We start from the raw sequence: 15,411 nt of genomic DNA on the forward strand, positions 1-15,411 counted from the left end.
AGCTTAGGTTGGGGTTTCCCTCATCAGCACCCTGCTGATGTTTATAATTATAGATGCACCTACCTATAAAATCAACCTATTTTTTCAAAAAATCCAATTATTAATTTATTAATCATCAAAAATCAAAATTTAAACACCAAATCGATCGCGTGACCAAAACGNNNNTACACCGCACCCGCCTACGAGGTTTGAGGCGAAAATTTTTTTCAGTTGAATTTTATTACAAAAACTATTACGAACGTATATTGTAAATAGGATCGTCGAGGATCGTATAAAACTGAAATAAATGAAAAACTTTTCAGTATTTTTCAGTATTAAATAAATAAAAAAGATCGTTAAAAAATATAAGATACTGATAAATAATAAGATTGTTGTTTTAGGTGAGATTTGTAATCAAACAGAAAAACAAATAATATTCAATATTTGTTTAATATCAATTTGTTATAAATTATAACAACTGAAATTTTATTAAATGTGTTAGTGTGAAAATATCTAAACAAAAAAATTATTTAAAAAAAAATCAACCGCCATTTTACCGCCATTTGGTATTTTTGGATGATTTTAACGAAAGCGAAAATTATTGTAAGATATTGATTATTAACCATAAAATGGTGGGTTGTGAGGGGATCGAACCCGCGACCAATTGATTAAGAGTCAACTGCTCTACCGACTGAGCTAACAACCCATAAAGTATTTCGAAGTATATAGTAAACTTAATTCAAAAGCAAATTAACAACACCAATTTTTTTTGTAAAACATTGATATTAATCTTAATATATTATTTCTTACCTTAACGCCCACATGATCTAATTTCAAATATAACATGTATCATTTTATAGTGGTGGTACTTTATTAACCTTTATAGCGGTCAGTTAATATACAATTTCAGATATTATCGATAAGCAGTAATGGAGCTAGGTAAAAAATCTCTCGCTAATTTAGCGAGAGATTTTATTGGCAAGACTATAAATTTTTAATCGCAAGATATTGTTCTTGCAACTTGGTTTTATCATCAATATAGCCTTGTTGTTTTTCTTTCTCTTTGGCAACGACTGCTGCCGGTGCTTTATCTACAAAACTAGCATTTGATAATTTACCGGTAATACGGGCTATTTCACCGTCAATACGGGCTATCTCTTTTTCAAGACGCGCTAACTCATCGTCTTTATTAATTAAGCCAGCCATTGGCATTAATAGTTCAGCGCCATCCACCAATTTAGTTACCGATAACGGCCCTGTTTCACCCTCATCTAGTAATACAATTTCAGATAATCTGGCTAACGATTCAATGAAATTGATATTATCACTGATGATTCGATGAACTGTAGGCGAAGCTTTACGAATCAATAGTTGTAATGGTTTACTCGGTGCAATATTCATCTCAGCACGAATATTACGAACAGCAATAACCACATCTTTAATCCAATTAATATCCGCAACAGCTTGGTCATCCGTATGCTTGCTGTCAAATGCAGGCATCGGCTGTAACATAATAGTATCGGCTTTAATCGCCATTAATGGTTTAACACTTTGCCAAATCTCTTCTGTAATAAAAGGAATAATTGGATGTGCAAGTCGTAATAATGCCTCAAGAACGGTGACTAAGGTATGACGGGCAGCACGTTGTTCGGATTGTCCACCATTAGCTAATACTGATTTAGTCAATTCTAAATACCAGTCACAGAACTGATTCCACGTAAATTCATATAAAATATTAGCAGCTAAATCAAATCGATAAGTATCAAAAGCTTCACGATAAGATTTTACGGTTTGGTTAAATTCAGCTAATATCCATTTATCCGCTAATGAATAAGCCAGATCGCCACCTTTGAAACCACAATCATGTGCTTCGGTGTTCATTAGCACATAACGGCTAGCATTCCAAAGTTTATTACAGAAGTTACGATAACCTTCTAAACGTTTTAAATCCCAATTGATATCACGCCCAGTTGATGCAAGCGCCGCTAAAGTAAAGCGTAATGCATCAGTACCATGTGCTTCTATCCCGTTTGGAAACTGTTTTTCCGTACGTTTGGCTATTTTTTCAGCCAATTGAGGTTGCATCATATTACCAGTACGTTTTTCGAGTAAATCAGCAAGTGATATCCCATCAATCATATCTAAAGGATCGATAACATTTCCTTTAGATTTAGACATTTTTTGCCCTTCTTCATCACGAATCAAGCCAGTCACATAGACTGTTTTGAACGGAACTTGAGGTTTGCCGTCTTTATCTTTAATAAAGTGCATGGTCATCATGATCATTCTAGCTACCCAGAAGAAGATGATATCAAAGCCTGTAACTAAAACATTCGTTGGATGAAAAGTTGCTAAATCATCGGTATTTTCTGGCCAACCTAATGTTGAGAATGTCCAAAGCGCAGATGAGAACCATGTATCAAGCACATCTTCATCTTGAGATAAAATAATATCGTCAGATAAATTATTTTCACGTCGAACTTCAGCTTCATCTCGTCCAACATAAACACGACCTTGCTCATCATACCAAGCAGGAATACGATGTCCCCACCATAATTGACGTGAAATACACCAATCTTGAATATCATTCATCCAAGAAAAGTACATGTTTTCGTATTGTTTTGGTACAAATTGAATATCGCCATTTTTCACCGCATCAATAGCTGGCTCAGCTAACACTTTAGCTCGAACATACCATTGGTCAGTTAACATTGGTTCGATCACAACTCCACCACGATCACCATAAGGAATGGTTAAATCATGCGGTTCGATTTTTTCTAAAATAGCTTGAGCTTCACATGCAGCAATGACCGCTTTGCGTGCTGCAAAACGCTCTAAATTTTGGAACTCAGACGGAATATCAGTTGAATAGATATCACTTGCTTCACCATTGGTATCAAAAACTTCAGCTTGTGCACGAATATCACCGTCAAATGTAAAAATGTTGATCATCGGTAATTGATGTCGACGACCGACTTCGTAGTCATTGAAATCATGCGCAGGTGTAATTTTTACACAACCGGTACCTTTGGTCATATCAGCATGTTCATCGCCAACAATCGGAATACGACGGTTAACAAAAGGTAATATCACATAGTGACCAATTAAATCTTTGTAACGAGGATCTTCAGGATTAACAGCCACACCGGTATCCCCAAATAGCGTTTCGGGGCGAGTAGTTGCAACCACTAAATAGTCTTTGCCATCAGCAGTTTTTGCGCCGTCAGCTAAGGGATAACGCAAATGCCACATAGACCCTTTTACTTCACGATTTTCAACTTCTAAATCAGAAATAGCTGTACGTAACTTCGGATCCCAGTTTACTAAACGTTTACCACGATAAATTAAATCCTCTTGATAAAGCCTTACAAATACCTCTTTAACGGCATTAGATAAACCTTCATCCATGGTAAAACGCTCACGATCCCAATCAACCGAATCACCCAAACGACGCATTTGCTTAGTAATGCTTCCCCCAGATTCGGCTTTCCATTGCCAAATTTTTTCAATAAAAGCTTCACGACCATAATCATGACGGGTTTTACTTTCTTCTGCTGCGATTTTACGCTCTACCACCATTTGCGTTGCAATACCGGCATGGTCAGTACCAGATTGCCATAATGTGTTATGACCTTGCATACGATGATACCGAATCAACGCATCCATAATCGTTTGTTGGAACGCATGTCCCATATGTAAACTACCTGTCACATTAGGTGGTGGAATCGCTATGCAATAGCTAGGCTGGGATTTGTCACCGTTGGGTTTAAAATAACCGCTCTGTTCCCAATGTTGGTAAATGGGCTGTTCGATTTCTTGTGGATTATAAGTCGAATTTTTCATATAAATGCATTAATCCTAATTCAAGGCATAAAAATGGAACTATTTTACAATAAAATAGAAAAACAATAAATTGGCTTAATACTATCATAAAGTATTAAATTTGCTGTTTGAAAACTTAATGACCAAGCATAGCAATACTAGCCATTATGTACATAATATGGGTATTGTTTTCAGATTAAAACCACTTTCTTTATACGTTTTATACCTATTTCTGGCAAGTGATTTCAATCGTTCCTCAACAGGCACAAAATCAATAATATCATGATATAATCCAGAAAATTCAGGGAACTGTTCCTGCAAATTAATCAATAATTGACGATTACCACTGCTGCGTTTTTGAGGCCAACAGATTTCAACAGGTGCTCCCCCTTTCATTCCTTCGCCGACTAAATTATGAGGAACAAAATTATCGGTATCCAGTTGCCAAAGGTATTCATCGATACGTTCAGCTTGAACTTGATCTTGGCAAGCAACCAACACTCTTTGTTTTGCCTGCCATGCCTCGACAATTTTTTGGCAAGCGAGTTTTTCATAAAACAATATGCCTGTTTCGCTTGCTTCTGTTTGGTTTTCTAACAGATAGAAAATCACTTTTTTCATAAAAATAGTAATGCCGTCTTATTGATCTAACAAATATTGAATCAACATAGCAACCGGTCGCCCTGTCGCACCTTTGTTTGCACCTGATTTCCATGCTGTACCCGCAATATCTAAATGTGCCCAATGGTATTTTTGAGTAAAACGAGACAAGAAACATGCCGCTGTAATCGTACCACCATCACGCCCACCAGCATTGACAATATCGGCACACGTTGATTTAATCTGATCTTGGAAATCATTATCCATTGGTAAAGCCCATGCTTTATCATCCGCTTTGTTGGATGCATGCACTAATTGTGTTACTAACTTTTCATCATTTCCCATCACGCCCGTATAATGATGTCCTAAAGCCACAATACATGCACCAGTTAGCGTTGCAATATCAATCACCGCTTTTGGATTAAAACGCTCAACATAAGTTAGTGTATCACATAAAACTAAACGACCTTCCGCATCTGTATTAATCACTTCAACCGTTGTACCTGACATTGTCGTTAAAATATCGCCAGGACGATAAGCATTACCATCGGGCATATTTTCACATCCAGCCATAACACCAACCACATTAATTGGTAAATTTAATTCTGCTACAGCTTGCATTACGCCATAAACGGTAGCTGCGCCACACATATCGTATTTCATTTCATCCATACTTGCAGCTGGTTTAATTGACAAACCACCAGAATCAAACGTTAATCCCTTACCGACTAAAACAATAGGTTGCGCTTTTTTGTCTTTTGCACCGTTGTATTCGATAACTGTCATTATCGATTCATTCTGTGAACCTCGACCTACAGCTAAATAAGCATTCATATTTAATTTAGCGAGCTCTTTTTCACCTAAGCACGTCGTTTTTAATGATTCATAAGTTTTGTCTAGCAATTTACCCTGTTCTGCTAAATATTGTGCATTACAGATATTTGAAGGCATATTAGCCAGCGTTTTTGTAGCCAAGATAGCATCAGCAATAATTTTACCCTGTTGTAAATTGCAACTAATCGATTGCGTTTGTTCTTTATCACCATAAATCAAATTAACTTTAGCAAGATTCAGTTTGGGTGCTTTTTCCGTTTTGAATAGATCAAAGTGATACGTTATATCATTCACAATTTGCGGTAATTGTTTTGCAATGATTGAACTATAGGCTGTATTGACGGTTAGTAAATCCCAAGTGATGCTCTTAATATTTTTAGCAACTAACTCTTTCACCACATTTTGAATCACTTTTTTGGCTTTTGAAAAATCAAATTCTTTACATTTGCCACAGCCAACCAATAATAACTTTTGAGTAAAACCAGCTATACAAGGGTACAACAGAGTGGTTTTTCCTAATTCACCACTAATATCACCACTTTTAATAAGTTGGCTAATCATGCCATGAGTCAATTCATCGATTTCATTAACAATGTCTGATTGTTTCTTACCTGAATCTATTGTAATAACTAAACATTCTGTTTTTTGATTCGTTAAAGTATGACTGTTTTTGATTAAGAATTCCATAATGTTTCTCGTGTAAAAGATAATGCGAATAGTAATATTTTATCGATTCATCATGGGATAGCAACAAAAAGATAACTAATTACTCTTATTTCAGTTTATAATAATTAGATCTGAAAAAACGTTTAATTTTGTATAGGTAAAATGTGATAATTCGTCGATATTTAGTTAAAGAGACATTGAAAACACAAGGTGCTATTTTGTTTATCTTGCTTCTTATTTTCTTTTCTCAAAAATTAATTAAAATTTTATCGAGCGCGATCGAAGGAAATATTCCTCGTGACTTAATCATGCCCTTGTTAGTCTTGGGTATTTCTAATATGGCTGATTTGATTTTACCTTTAAGTCTTTTTTTAGGGGTGCTTATTACATTTGGCCGCTTATATTCAGACAGTGAAATGGTTGCTATGCATGCCTGCGGCGTGAAAAAAAATGTCACTTATCAAGTCGTTTTTTTACTATGTATCTTCACCTGCTCGTTAACAATGCTAAATACTTTATGGTTCGGACCTTGGTCAAATATCAAGCAAAGTCAATTAATTGAAAATGCAAAATTAAATCCAAGTTTAGCGGGATTATTATCCGGACAATTTCAACAAACTCCTGACGGAAATTCGGTCATCTATATTGGTAATGTCAATAATAACAATTTAGAAAATGTTTTTATCGCTAAAGTAAAAACTAAAGATAACGAAAGACCCTCGATCATAATTGCGAATAAAGGCAAAACCGGCCATGACAAAGAAGGCAATCAAATTATTACGTTAGAAAGCGCCAATCGTTACGAAGGAAACATACAATTACAAGATTTTCGTATATCAAATTTTCATAATTATTTGGGAATTATCAAACCTAAAGAATTAGATATGAATAGTGATGATGAAAAAATTGATGTACAACAGCTCGGATTAACTGAATTGCAAACGCTGAAAACGCCCAAAACCAAAGCTGAGTTTTATTGGCGGTTAACACTGATTGTTTCTGTTCCATTAATGGCTTTTTTAGTTATTCCACTGAGTGTCACAAATCCAAGGCAAGGCAGGCTTTCGCAAATCTTACCCGCTTTACTGCTCTATTTGGTCTATTTTCTGTTAGCCAGTTCAATAAAAGCAAATGCTGGGAAAGGTCGTATGGATGCTGAATTTTGGTTTTACTTAATTAATATTACCTATTTTATTATTGCATTGATATTAAATTGCTGGGATAGCATCTTCATGCGTAAACTTCGTCTAAAATTCAGTAAATCATAAAGGGGAAAAATGTGTTTTCGATTTTAGATCGCTACATTGGTAGAACAATTTTAAGCTCAATAGGTCTGAGCCTGTTTTTACTTATTAGCTTGTCAGGGATTATTCGTTTTATAGACCAACTCAGAAGAATAAAAGGTGATTATGATGCTTTTTCAGTTGGTATATATACGGCCTTAATGACACCTAAAGATCTGGAAACTTTTTTTCCAATGGCAGCATTGTTAGGCGCCTTAATTGGATTAGGGTTACTGGCATCTCGAAGCGAGCTTATCGTTATGGAAACGTCTGGTTTTAGCCGTTTTAAAATTGCAAAAGCCGTTATGAAAACGGCTATACCATTAGTGATTATTACTATGGCAATCGGTGAATGGGTAGCCCCTGAGTGTGAACAAACTGCCCGTAATATGCGTTCTGTAAAAATATATGGCAATTCGTTATTAGCTGAACAAGGTAGTTTATGGGCAAAAGATGGAAACAATTATATCTATATTGGTCGTGTTAATGACGATAATTCCATTAACGATATTTCAATTTATGCGACAGATAATAATCAATTATTGTCTATAACCCATGCTGATTATGGCATATTCAAAAAAAATGAATGGACATTAACACAAGTTGAAAAAAATGACTTTAGTGATCCGGTTAAAGTAAATGGAACAAATCTGATGTCCATGAAATGGGAAACTAACATCACGCCGGATAAATTGAACATTGTTGCTTTTGATCCTGACTCGCTTTCTGCTACAGGACTTTATAAATATTCACAATATCTGCACAACTCGGGACAAGATACGAGCTATTATGATTTACTTTTCTGGAAAAAAATCATAAAACCGGTCTCTGTTGCTGTCATGATGTTACTTGCCCTCTCGTTTATATTTGGCCCACTGCGAAGTGTGTCAACGGGTGTTAGGGTCATCATCGGCATTAGTTTTGGGTTTATTTTCTACATAGCCGATAACTTATTTGCTCAAATGAGTATCGTTATTGGTATCTATCCAATCATAGGATCGTTAATAACCAGTTTTGTTTTTTTACTGATAAGTTATGCACTATTTAAAAGAAGAAATTAAACCAACACACCCTTAATGTTTGTTGATCTTATTATTTACCATTTAACGCCTATCATTCAATAAATGAATGATAGGAAATCAAGATTTATGTTTTTCAAAAAGAGATAAATATTCCCCATACCCCTCTTCGACCAGTTTATTAACCGGAATAAAGCGTAAAGCAGCAGAATTAATACAATAACGCAATCCACCTAACGCTTTAGGTCCATCATTAAAAACATGCCCAAGGTGAGAATCCCCTTTTACAGATCGGACTTCGGTTCTATGCATACCATAACTGTTATCTGCTTTTTCAAGAATATGATGATCATTAACAGGACGAGAAAAACTTGGCCAACCACATCCAGAATCAAATTTATCGTAAGAAGTAAATAAAGGTTCACCGGATACAATATCGACATATAATCCTTCTTCATGATTATCATTAAACTCATTTTCAAACGGGGGTTCTGTGCCATTTTGTTGCGTCACATGATATTGCATAGCGGTTAATTTAGAAATGGCTTGTTCTTTCGTAAGTTTATTCATAAGTCACCTAATAGATAATATTGAAGAACTTAATTAGCAAAACAGCTTTTGAAGCTAACTATTTTGCCAACATCGATTGTAAAACTTTATCTTTAAGCCAAAAGTAATGATATAAAGCCCCGAGAATATGTACCAAAATTAATACGGCTAGTAAATATGAACTGATTAAATGTGTGCTATGGAAAAACAGATAAAACTCATTTGGCATATCGATAGCAGGGATAGAAACAAGACCAAAAACATTGAGCGGGCGACTACTCATCAAATACCCAGATAACGGAACAATTAACAGAAAAATATAGATAAAGCCTTGGGTAGATTTTGATAAAATTCGCTGTAATCTTTGATGTTTATCTAAAACATCAGGGATACCATATTGGATAATCACTTTAATACGCCATATTGTTAAAATGAAGACTAAAACACCAATTGATTTATGTAACAGATAGATATTCGGCATCCCTCCCAAAAAATGAGACAGAATGATTTTAAACATAATCAGTAAAAACGCTAATATCACTAACACTGCTGATAGCCAATGTATTAATTTTTGTTGACTTCGATACTGAGGGTAATCTTGCATAACTTACTCACTTTTAGGTTTAGATTTATCTTGCCAATGCTGTGACAAAAATGACGAACGCCCGGACAATTGATAATAACGATTGTAATGTTGTGACTGTTTTTTATAAAAGTCTTGATGATACTCTTCAGCTGGATAAAAAGCGACAGCGGGTTCAATAGCGACTTGAATCGGGTGAGTAAAACGACCATTTGCCTCTAACTCTTTTTTCGATTCTAGTGCTAAATTATGTTGGAATTGATTATGATAAAAAATAACCGGACGGTAAGAATCTCCTCGATCAGCAAACTGACCATGTTGATCCGTAGGATCAATTTGTTGCCAAAAAATATCTAATAACTTTTTATAACTAATTTTCTTGGGATCAAACGTAATTTGAACGGCTTCAGTATGTCCGGTATCACCTTGACATACTTGTTCATAGGTAGGGTTTACTACATGCCCACCCGTATAACCCGACACCACACTAATAACACCTTCGTATTGATCGAACGGTTTGACCATACACCAAAAACAACCGCCGGCGAATGTTGCTTGCTCATATTGTTGCATAATAATCTCCAATAAAAATGATTTTAAAAGACACCCCTTGAAAAAGCTTAAAAAATCACCATTTCACAAGCTAACCATCTCAGTTTTAGGAGGATCGAATATGGCTAGTGGTTGGGCATCTGACGATGCCGTTAATCAACAAATTGAAAGCACCATTGCAGATGCTATCGAAAATGCTAGACGCCAACTTAAACAAGATGCTCAAAGTGCTGATTTCTGCATTGAATGCGGTGATCCTATTCCAAAAGCACGAAAGCTTGCATTACCTGGCGTACAATATTGTTTAAACTGCCAACAAGAACTGGATAAACAGTCTGCTAAAGCGGCGATTTTATATAATCGTCGAGGCAGCAAAGACAGTCAACTACGTTAATATTTTGTTTATTGCCTAATTATAAAATTCATTGTGATGTTGAAAACTGAAAATCCGCAACTATTTCGATTTAATAAAATCGTTATCTTATAAAAGATAACACGTTTTACGCTTATTAACACCTTTAAGTTAATCACTTTTTTTAGATCAGCTTACATATAAAGATAAGGATTAAATCATGATTAGAGCGTTACTGATTTCATCATGCAGCTTTCATAAGTAGAAAAACAAGCAACGCTCCTTTTTTTATACTATTCATAACCAAAACACATAGATAGCGAATGTATTTTAGCAATGGTCGTCTACTTTTTTTTATCTGGATGAGGATCTTTTACTGAATCGCCCAGTCCTGAAACAATATACCAACCATTTTTGATATGTGGTTTTTTGTTATGATCCGGACATGGTGGCAAGGATTTTTTACTTTGATTGGAAAAAGTATAACCGCAATCAGCACACTTATAAGTGCCAGCTGAAACATCACTACCGTATGAAGCAAATTTTTGTACCATTATTAGCTCCTCGTATGTTGTAGGTTAGTGATAAGCACATTACTTATCACTATTATATATAAACGTCTATCAGTAAAAAATCAAGTTTAGATTTGATTAATTTACAATCCAACTGACAATAATTTTCTCATTAATTTTTCAAAAATCAGATATAATAAAACCTGCATTTCAAGAAAAAACACGTTTTTAACAAAAATTCTTCATAAATTAGAACTCACTAAATTTAATCTCGACCATTTTAAATTTAATTTTTTATTTCTCTAAAAAGGCATGGATCAATGCCACTTAAAATAACTTTTTAATTTGGAGGTTGGAAATGTATTTACTACAAATGGCACCGAAATTTTTACTTGCACTCATCATTTTGCTTATTTACGTGAAACTATCGGGTAAAAGTCAAATTGCCCCGATGTCTCAGTTAGATCAGGTTGGTAGTATGGTAATCGGTGCGTTAGTCGGGGGAGCTTTACTCAGTCCAACCGTTTCAGCTTGGGAAGCCGCTGGGCTTGTCGCAATTTGGGCAGCGTTATTAATTTTAATTCGCTTTATTAAATCAAAAAATTCTCGATTAAGAGATGCGATTGACGGTGAAGCAATTCAGTTAGTTAAAAACGGAAAATTATTAACAGATAATTTTGCCAAGGCAAACTTGCCTGTACGTGATTTTGAAACTTTAGTGAACATACAAGGAATATCCTCATTTAGTCAATTAAAACAAGTTTGGTATGAATTAAATGGTTCGCTAACCATTATTAAGAAAGGTGAAAAAGATATTGCTGAACTGATCATCGAAAATGGCTGTATTAGTCAAGATAATCTTGAACAACTCAAAAAAGATGAAGATTGGCTCATGCAGGAAATCCATAAACAAGGATATGAAAAAGTCGAAGACATTTTTTGTGCAGAATGGTTTGATAATAAACTCATCATCTACCCATATGATAAAACTGAAGATAAGTCAGCTTAAAACCCACTTAAAAAAATAATCACCTAATTAAATTAACTTTAGCTAATTAAACTTGTTAGTTAAAGTTATTTAATTGCACATTGGGATCCATAATATCTTCTATCGTATACTTTTCGAGCTCTTTCAAAAATGCTTCTTTAGCATCCGACAGATAGTATTTTAAACGACAAGCAGGACTGATATGACAAAATGATAAACTGCAATTAAGAAGATTTAGCGGTTCTATTTGTCTAACCACAGTACCAATATTAATCAGTTTTTTTTCTATTTTTAATTTAATGCCACCATTTTTTCCTTGCTTGGTCTCGACATAACCTAATTTACTTAAATTATAAACGACTTTAACCAAATGATTTTTAGAAATTTTAAAATAATGACTAATATCTGCGATACTGACTAGCTGATCACCATCTACCGTGGATAAATAAAGAAGCACACGTATACTGTAATCGGTAAAACTTGATAATTGCACTGATTTTTCCTATCTACTTAAAAAACTTATCATCTCACATTATAGGCAATATCAATGATTAAATTAACCCTCTTTTTATGACTAATTAAATTTTTATTACCAAGTTAAAAAACTAAATTATCATGGTGTTATCCTCATCAACAACATGAGGATAACAATCAGTTTAAGTTTTGTTATGCTGCACAATAATTTAGTATTTGATTTAGATCTTTACTGGCTTGAGAAGTCATACGAAGATCAAATTTATCTTGTAAAATATTCAATATATTGTCGGTTAAAAATTCAGGCATTGAAGGCCCTGCATAAATTCCTTTGATACCTAGCGACAATAATGTCAATAATATAACTATAGCTTTCTGTTCAAACCATGATAAAACCAAAGTCAATGGTAATTCATTCACGCCACATCCAAAAGCTTCAACCAACGCCAATGCTAATTGCACTGCGGAATAAGCATCATTACATTGCCCAATATCAATTAATCGAGGAATGCCGTTAATATTGCCGAAATTTTGCATATTAAACCGATACTTACCACAACCTAAAGTTAAAATAACACTATCTTTAGGGACTTGATTTGCCATTTCGGTATAATAATGCCGTTCACTTTTACTGCCGTCACATCCACCAATTAAAAAGAAATGCTTAATATTACCTGCTTTAACTTGTTCGACAACCGTTGGTGCTACATTTAATAAAGTATTACGGGCAAAGCCGACAGTAATAAAATGCTCTAATTCCGTGTAATCAAATCCGGGTTGGTTCAATGCACACTCAATAACGGGACTAAAATCATCTGTTTCAATATGAGTGACACCTGGCCAGCCAACCATACTTCGGGTAAAGATGCGCTCTGCATAGCCTTTAGTAAAAGGATTAATAATACAGTTAGACGTCATGACGATAGCACCAGGAAAATTAGCAAATTCGGTCTGTTGATTTTGCCAAGCTGTACCGTAGTTTCCAACTAAATGTGAATATTTTTTTAACTCAGGATAAGCATGAGCTGGTAACATTTCGCCGTGTGTATACACATTAATGCCTTTATCTTGAGTCTGTTCTAATATCAAACGCAAATCATGAAAATCGTGACCAGAGACAAGAATACATTTACCTGTAACAGGTCTAGTATTGACTTTAGTTGGGATAGGATCGCCAAAAGTATTGGTAGCGCCGGCATCAAGCATTCCCATTACTTTATAATTCAATCGTCCTATTTGCATGGATAATTGAAATAATTTATTAATGTCAGAAGGATTATCGCCAAGAAAACTCATCATTTCATGATATTCGGTGTAAATATCTTGATTAAATTGCCCCAAAACAGCAGCGTGTTCCATATAAGCAGCTGCCCCTTTCAATCCATATAGTGCTAATAAGCGCAGTCCAATGACATCCTTTCCGACTTTATCTTGATCGTGCTTTAACATCACTAAAGAAGAAAAATCCAATAATTCTTGCTTAGTTTTAGGAAAATTTAATTGGGCTACATAGGTTAACGCAGGTAAATGTTCATTAAATTGTAGTACAGCAACTTTGGCTAGCTGTTCTAATTTTTGAGAATAGATATCGGCTTCTGCAAGATACGCCAACATTCTGTCTGCATCAAAATTCACATTAGTTAACGTTGAGAAAAATGTTTGTGCACACCATCTATCGATTTGTCTGTCCACAATGTCATGTCTACGACAAATGGCCGCCCAAAATGAAACCTTTTGCAAACTGGCGACTAAGACATCTTGAAGATCAGAAACTTCTGCTGTTTTACCACACATTCCTTTAGAATAACTACACCCTTTTTCATTTGATTTTATTATTGTTTGCTCACACTGAATACAAAACATCATTACTCCTGTTTTCTTTCCTCTTACTAAAACAGGTATATAAAATACATGTTTAAAATAAAAAAGAAAAGTGAATTTACCAATTTAATTTTTTTAATAAACATGAAAAATTTGAACTTATATTGAAACTAAGAGTCAGAATTCATATTGTTATGCCACTTAAAAGATAGACAGTTTGATAATTACAATTAAGGAATACTAGAAACGCTTCGCTCATCCTAAGCCTAGTTAGGATATTGTCTGATGATTTCGATAAAAATCGGTTTTCAAGCCAGATCGAAAATTTGCTTTTCCATTCATTTCTTAAATAAAAAATTAAAATTATTTACTTATTTTAACTTAATTCAATAGGTTACATGTAAGAAATATCAAATATTAATCGCCAAAATAAATTTGATTAAGTGATTAAAATCAGAAATAATGCTAAACCGATTATTTTAATCATGCATAATTATTGATTAAATATTAATTGATATTCATGTCATTATAAAAAAGGTGAACTACAATATACTTAGACGGGTAAGCAGTTTGTTATAAATACAAACCATAAAAGATGACATCAAATGTTAATGGAGTAAATATCCTTGGTTGTTCCTCAAGTTGACCAAACCCAGTCAAATGACAAGTAATTGTTGTTATTTAAGCATCAATTTAATGCCATTAAAATCAAAAAAATAATCTCAAAAATAAAATCTTAACCTAGTATGCGTTAATTTATTAAGGAATAGAGGTTAAAATCTTAAAATTAATAAAGTTTTAACAGGAAAGAAATATGTTTACTGATTCAAACACTAAACAAATAAGTTTTTGTTTTCATACTCAGAAAAAAAAATTTATAAAATGGAAAAAATTAGCCAAAAAAGCCAATATGACGTTATCAGACTGGATTGTAAAAAAACTTAATTCAGACATCGATATTGTGTTACGGGACATTGTTCTTCCTAATGATATCGAAAAAGATGACAGATGGCTGATAAAATTAACCATACCCTCAGTGATAAAAGGTTATTGGGTCTATTGTTCAAGAGAAAGGAAAATGAAATTAGTTAAATGGATCACCAATAAATTAGATTCCTAATAAGGAATTAATCAAGACCAACTTTTACAGAATAATTCTATAACGCAACGATAAGGTTATAGAGAAACAGACTAAAATAAAACAAAAATATGATAAACATTGAGCGGTTAATCAATTTTTTTTAAATTTCTATTGACGTAGAAATTAAGATGGGTAAAATGCACTGCATTCGAAACGCATTTATTTTTAACGAATCGTTTTGAGCCCGGGTGGTGAAATCGGTAGACACAAGGGATTTAAAATCCCTCGGCCTTTTT

At 34.1% G+C, this 15,411-nt stretch carries 14 protein-coding genes and 1 tRNA gene; 5 read left to right on the forward strand and 10 right to left on the reverse strand.

Going from position 1 to position 15,411, the window contains the following annotated elements:
- Positions 1 to 609: 609 nt before the first annotated feature.
- The 4 genes from J3U35_RS03340 to J3U35_RS03355 all read right to left on the reverse strand — a co-directional run bounded on the left by J3U35_RS03340 (position 610) and on the right by J3U35_RS03355 (position 5,922).
- Positions 610 to 685 (reverse strand) — tRNA-Lys (locus J3U35_RS03340).
- Positions 686 to 963: 278 nt separating this feature from the next.
- Positions 964 to 3,822: a valine--tRNA ligase gene (locus tag J3U35_RS03345; RefSeq protein ID WP_267359569.1), complete on the reverse strand. Its 2,859-nt coding sequence runs from the start codon at positions 3,820 to 3,822 to the stop codon at positions 964 to 966.
- A 144-nt stretch (positions 3,823 to 3,966) separates the two neighbouring features.
- Positions 3,967 to 4,422 carry a DNA polymerase III subunit chi gene (locus tag J3U35_RS03350; RefSeq protein ID WP_267359571.1) on the reverse strand — a complete coding sequence of 152 codons (456 nt, stop codon included), beginning with the start codon at positions 4,420 to 4,422 and terminating at the stop codon, positions 3,967 to 3,969.
- A gap of 18 nt (positions 4,423 to 4,440) precedes the next feature.
- Positions 4,441 to 5,922 carry a leucyl aminopeptidase gene (locus J3U35_RS03355; RefSeq protein WP_267359573.1) on the reverse strand — a complete coding sequence of 494 codons (1,482 nt, stop codon included), beginning with the start codon at positions 5,920 to 5,922 and terminating at the stop codon, positions 4,441 to 4,443.
- Positions 5,923 to 6,065: 143 nt separating this feature from the next.
- Here J3U35_RS03355 and lptF point away from each other — a divergent pair, with 143 nt between their 5' ends.
- Positions 6,066 to 7,169 carry an LPS export ABC transporter permease LptF gene (lptF, locus tag J3U35_RS03360; RefSeq protein WP_267350777.1) on the forward strand — a complete coding sequence of 368 codons (1,104 nt, stop codon included), beginning with the start codon at positions 6,066 to 6,068 and terminating at the stop codon, positions 7,167 to 7,169.
- An 11-nt stretch (positions 7,170 to 7,180) separates the two neighbouring features.
- Positions 7,181 to 8,245, forward strand: a complete 1,065-nt coding sequence (gene lptG, locus J3U35_RS03365; protein WP_065558221.1) for an LPS export ABC transporter permease LptG — start codon at positions 7,181 to 7,183, stop codon at positions 8,243 to 8,245.
- Positions 8,246 to 8,323: 78 nt separating this feature from the next.
- Here the strand turns inward: lptG and msrB are convergent, their stop codons facing one another.
- Genes msrB through msrA form a run of 3 tightly spaced genes read right to left on the reverse strand, consistent with a single transcriptional unit; the run spans position 8,324 to position 9,908 of the window.
- The gene (msrB, locus tag J3U35_RS03370; RefSeq protein WP_267359576.1) at positions 8,324 to 8,773 is read right to left on the reverse strand and encodes a peptide-methionine (R)-S-oxide reductase MsrB; all 450 of its coding nucleotides are present in this window, start codon (positions 8,771 to 8,773) and stop codon (positions 8,324 to 8,326) included.
- A gap of 58 nt (positions 8,774 to 8,831) precedes the next feature.
- A complete protein-coding gene (locus tag J3U35_RS03375) occupies positions 8,832 to 9,356 on the reverse strand; it encodes a cytochrome b (protein WP_267359577.1) in 525 nt (174 codons plus the stop codon).
- A gap of 3 nt (positions 9,357 to 9,359) precedes the next feature.
- A complete protein-coding gene (msrA, locus tag J3U35_RS03380) occupies positions 9,360 to 9,908 on the reverse strand; it encodes a peptide-methionine (S)-S-oxide reductase MsrA (RefSeq protein WP_267359578.1) in 549 nt (182 codons plus the stop codon).
- Positions 9,909 to 10,008: 100 nt separating this feature from the next.
- Between msrA and J3U35_RS03385 the strand changes: the two genes are divergently transcribed.
- A complete protein-coding gene (locus tag J3U35_RS03385; RefSeq protein WP_267359579.1) occupies positions 10,009 to 10,281 on the forward strand; it encodes a DksA/TraR family C4-type zinc finger protein in 273 nt (90 codons plus the stop codon).
- A 302-nt stretch (positions 10,282 to 10,583) separates the two neighbouring features.
- On the opposite strand, the gene J3U35_RS03390 is transcribed toward J3U35_RS03385, so the two are convergent.
- Positions 10,584 to 10,793, reverse strand: coding sequence for a hypothetical protein (locus J3U35_RS03390; RefSeq protein ID WP_267359580.1), 210 nt, complete (start codon positions 10,791 to 10,793; stop codon positions 10,584 to 10,586).
- Positions 10,794 to 11,109: 316 nt separating this feature from the next.
- Between J3U35_RS03390 and J3U35_RS03395 the strand changes: the two genes are divergently transcribed.
- Entirely contained in the window at positions 11,110 to 11,760 is a 651-nt protein-coding gene (locus J3U35_RS03395; protein WP_081298988.1) for a DUF421 domain-containing protein, read from the forward strand.
- 55 nt (positions 11,761 to 11,815) lie between these two features.
- Here J3U35_RS03395 and J3U35_RS03400 read toward each other — a convergent pair whose 3' ends face one another.
- Positions 11,816 to 12,232 (reverse strand): Rrf2 family transcriptional regulator, encoded by a 417-nt coding sequence (locus J3U35_RS03400; protein ID WP_267350772.1) that lies wholly within the window; start codon positions 12,230 to 12,232, stop codon positions 11,816 to 11,818.
- Between the two features lie 173 nt (positions 12,233 to 12,405).
- Positions 12,406 to 14,076 (reverse strand): hydroxylamine reductase, encoded by a 1,671-nt coding sequence (hcp, locus tag J3U35_RS03405; RefSeq protein WP_267359582.1) that lies wholly within the window; start codon positions 14,074 to 14,076, stop codon positions 12,406 to 12,408.
- A gap of 772 nt (positions 14,077 to 14,848) precedes the next feature.
- Between hcp and J3U35_RS03410 the strand changes: the two genes are divergently transcribed.
- Complete coding sequence (locus tag J3U35_RS03410) at positions 14,849 to 15,154, forward strand: hypothetical protein (protein ID WP_065558212.1); 306 nt, start codon at positions 14,849 to 14,851, stop codon at positions 15,152 to 15,154.
- The last annotated feature ends 257 nt before the right edge of the window (positions 15,155 to 15,411 follow it).

Origin of the sequence: Gilliamella sp. B2717, from assembly GCF_026536675.1 — a bacterium.
GTDB lineage: Bacteria > Pseudomonadota > Gammaproteobacteria > Enterobacterales > Orbaceae > Gilliamella > Gilliamella apicola_I.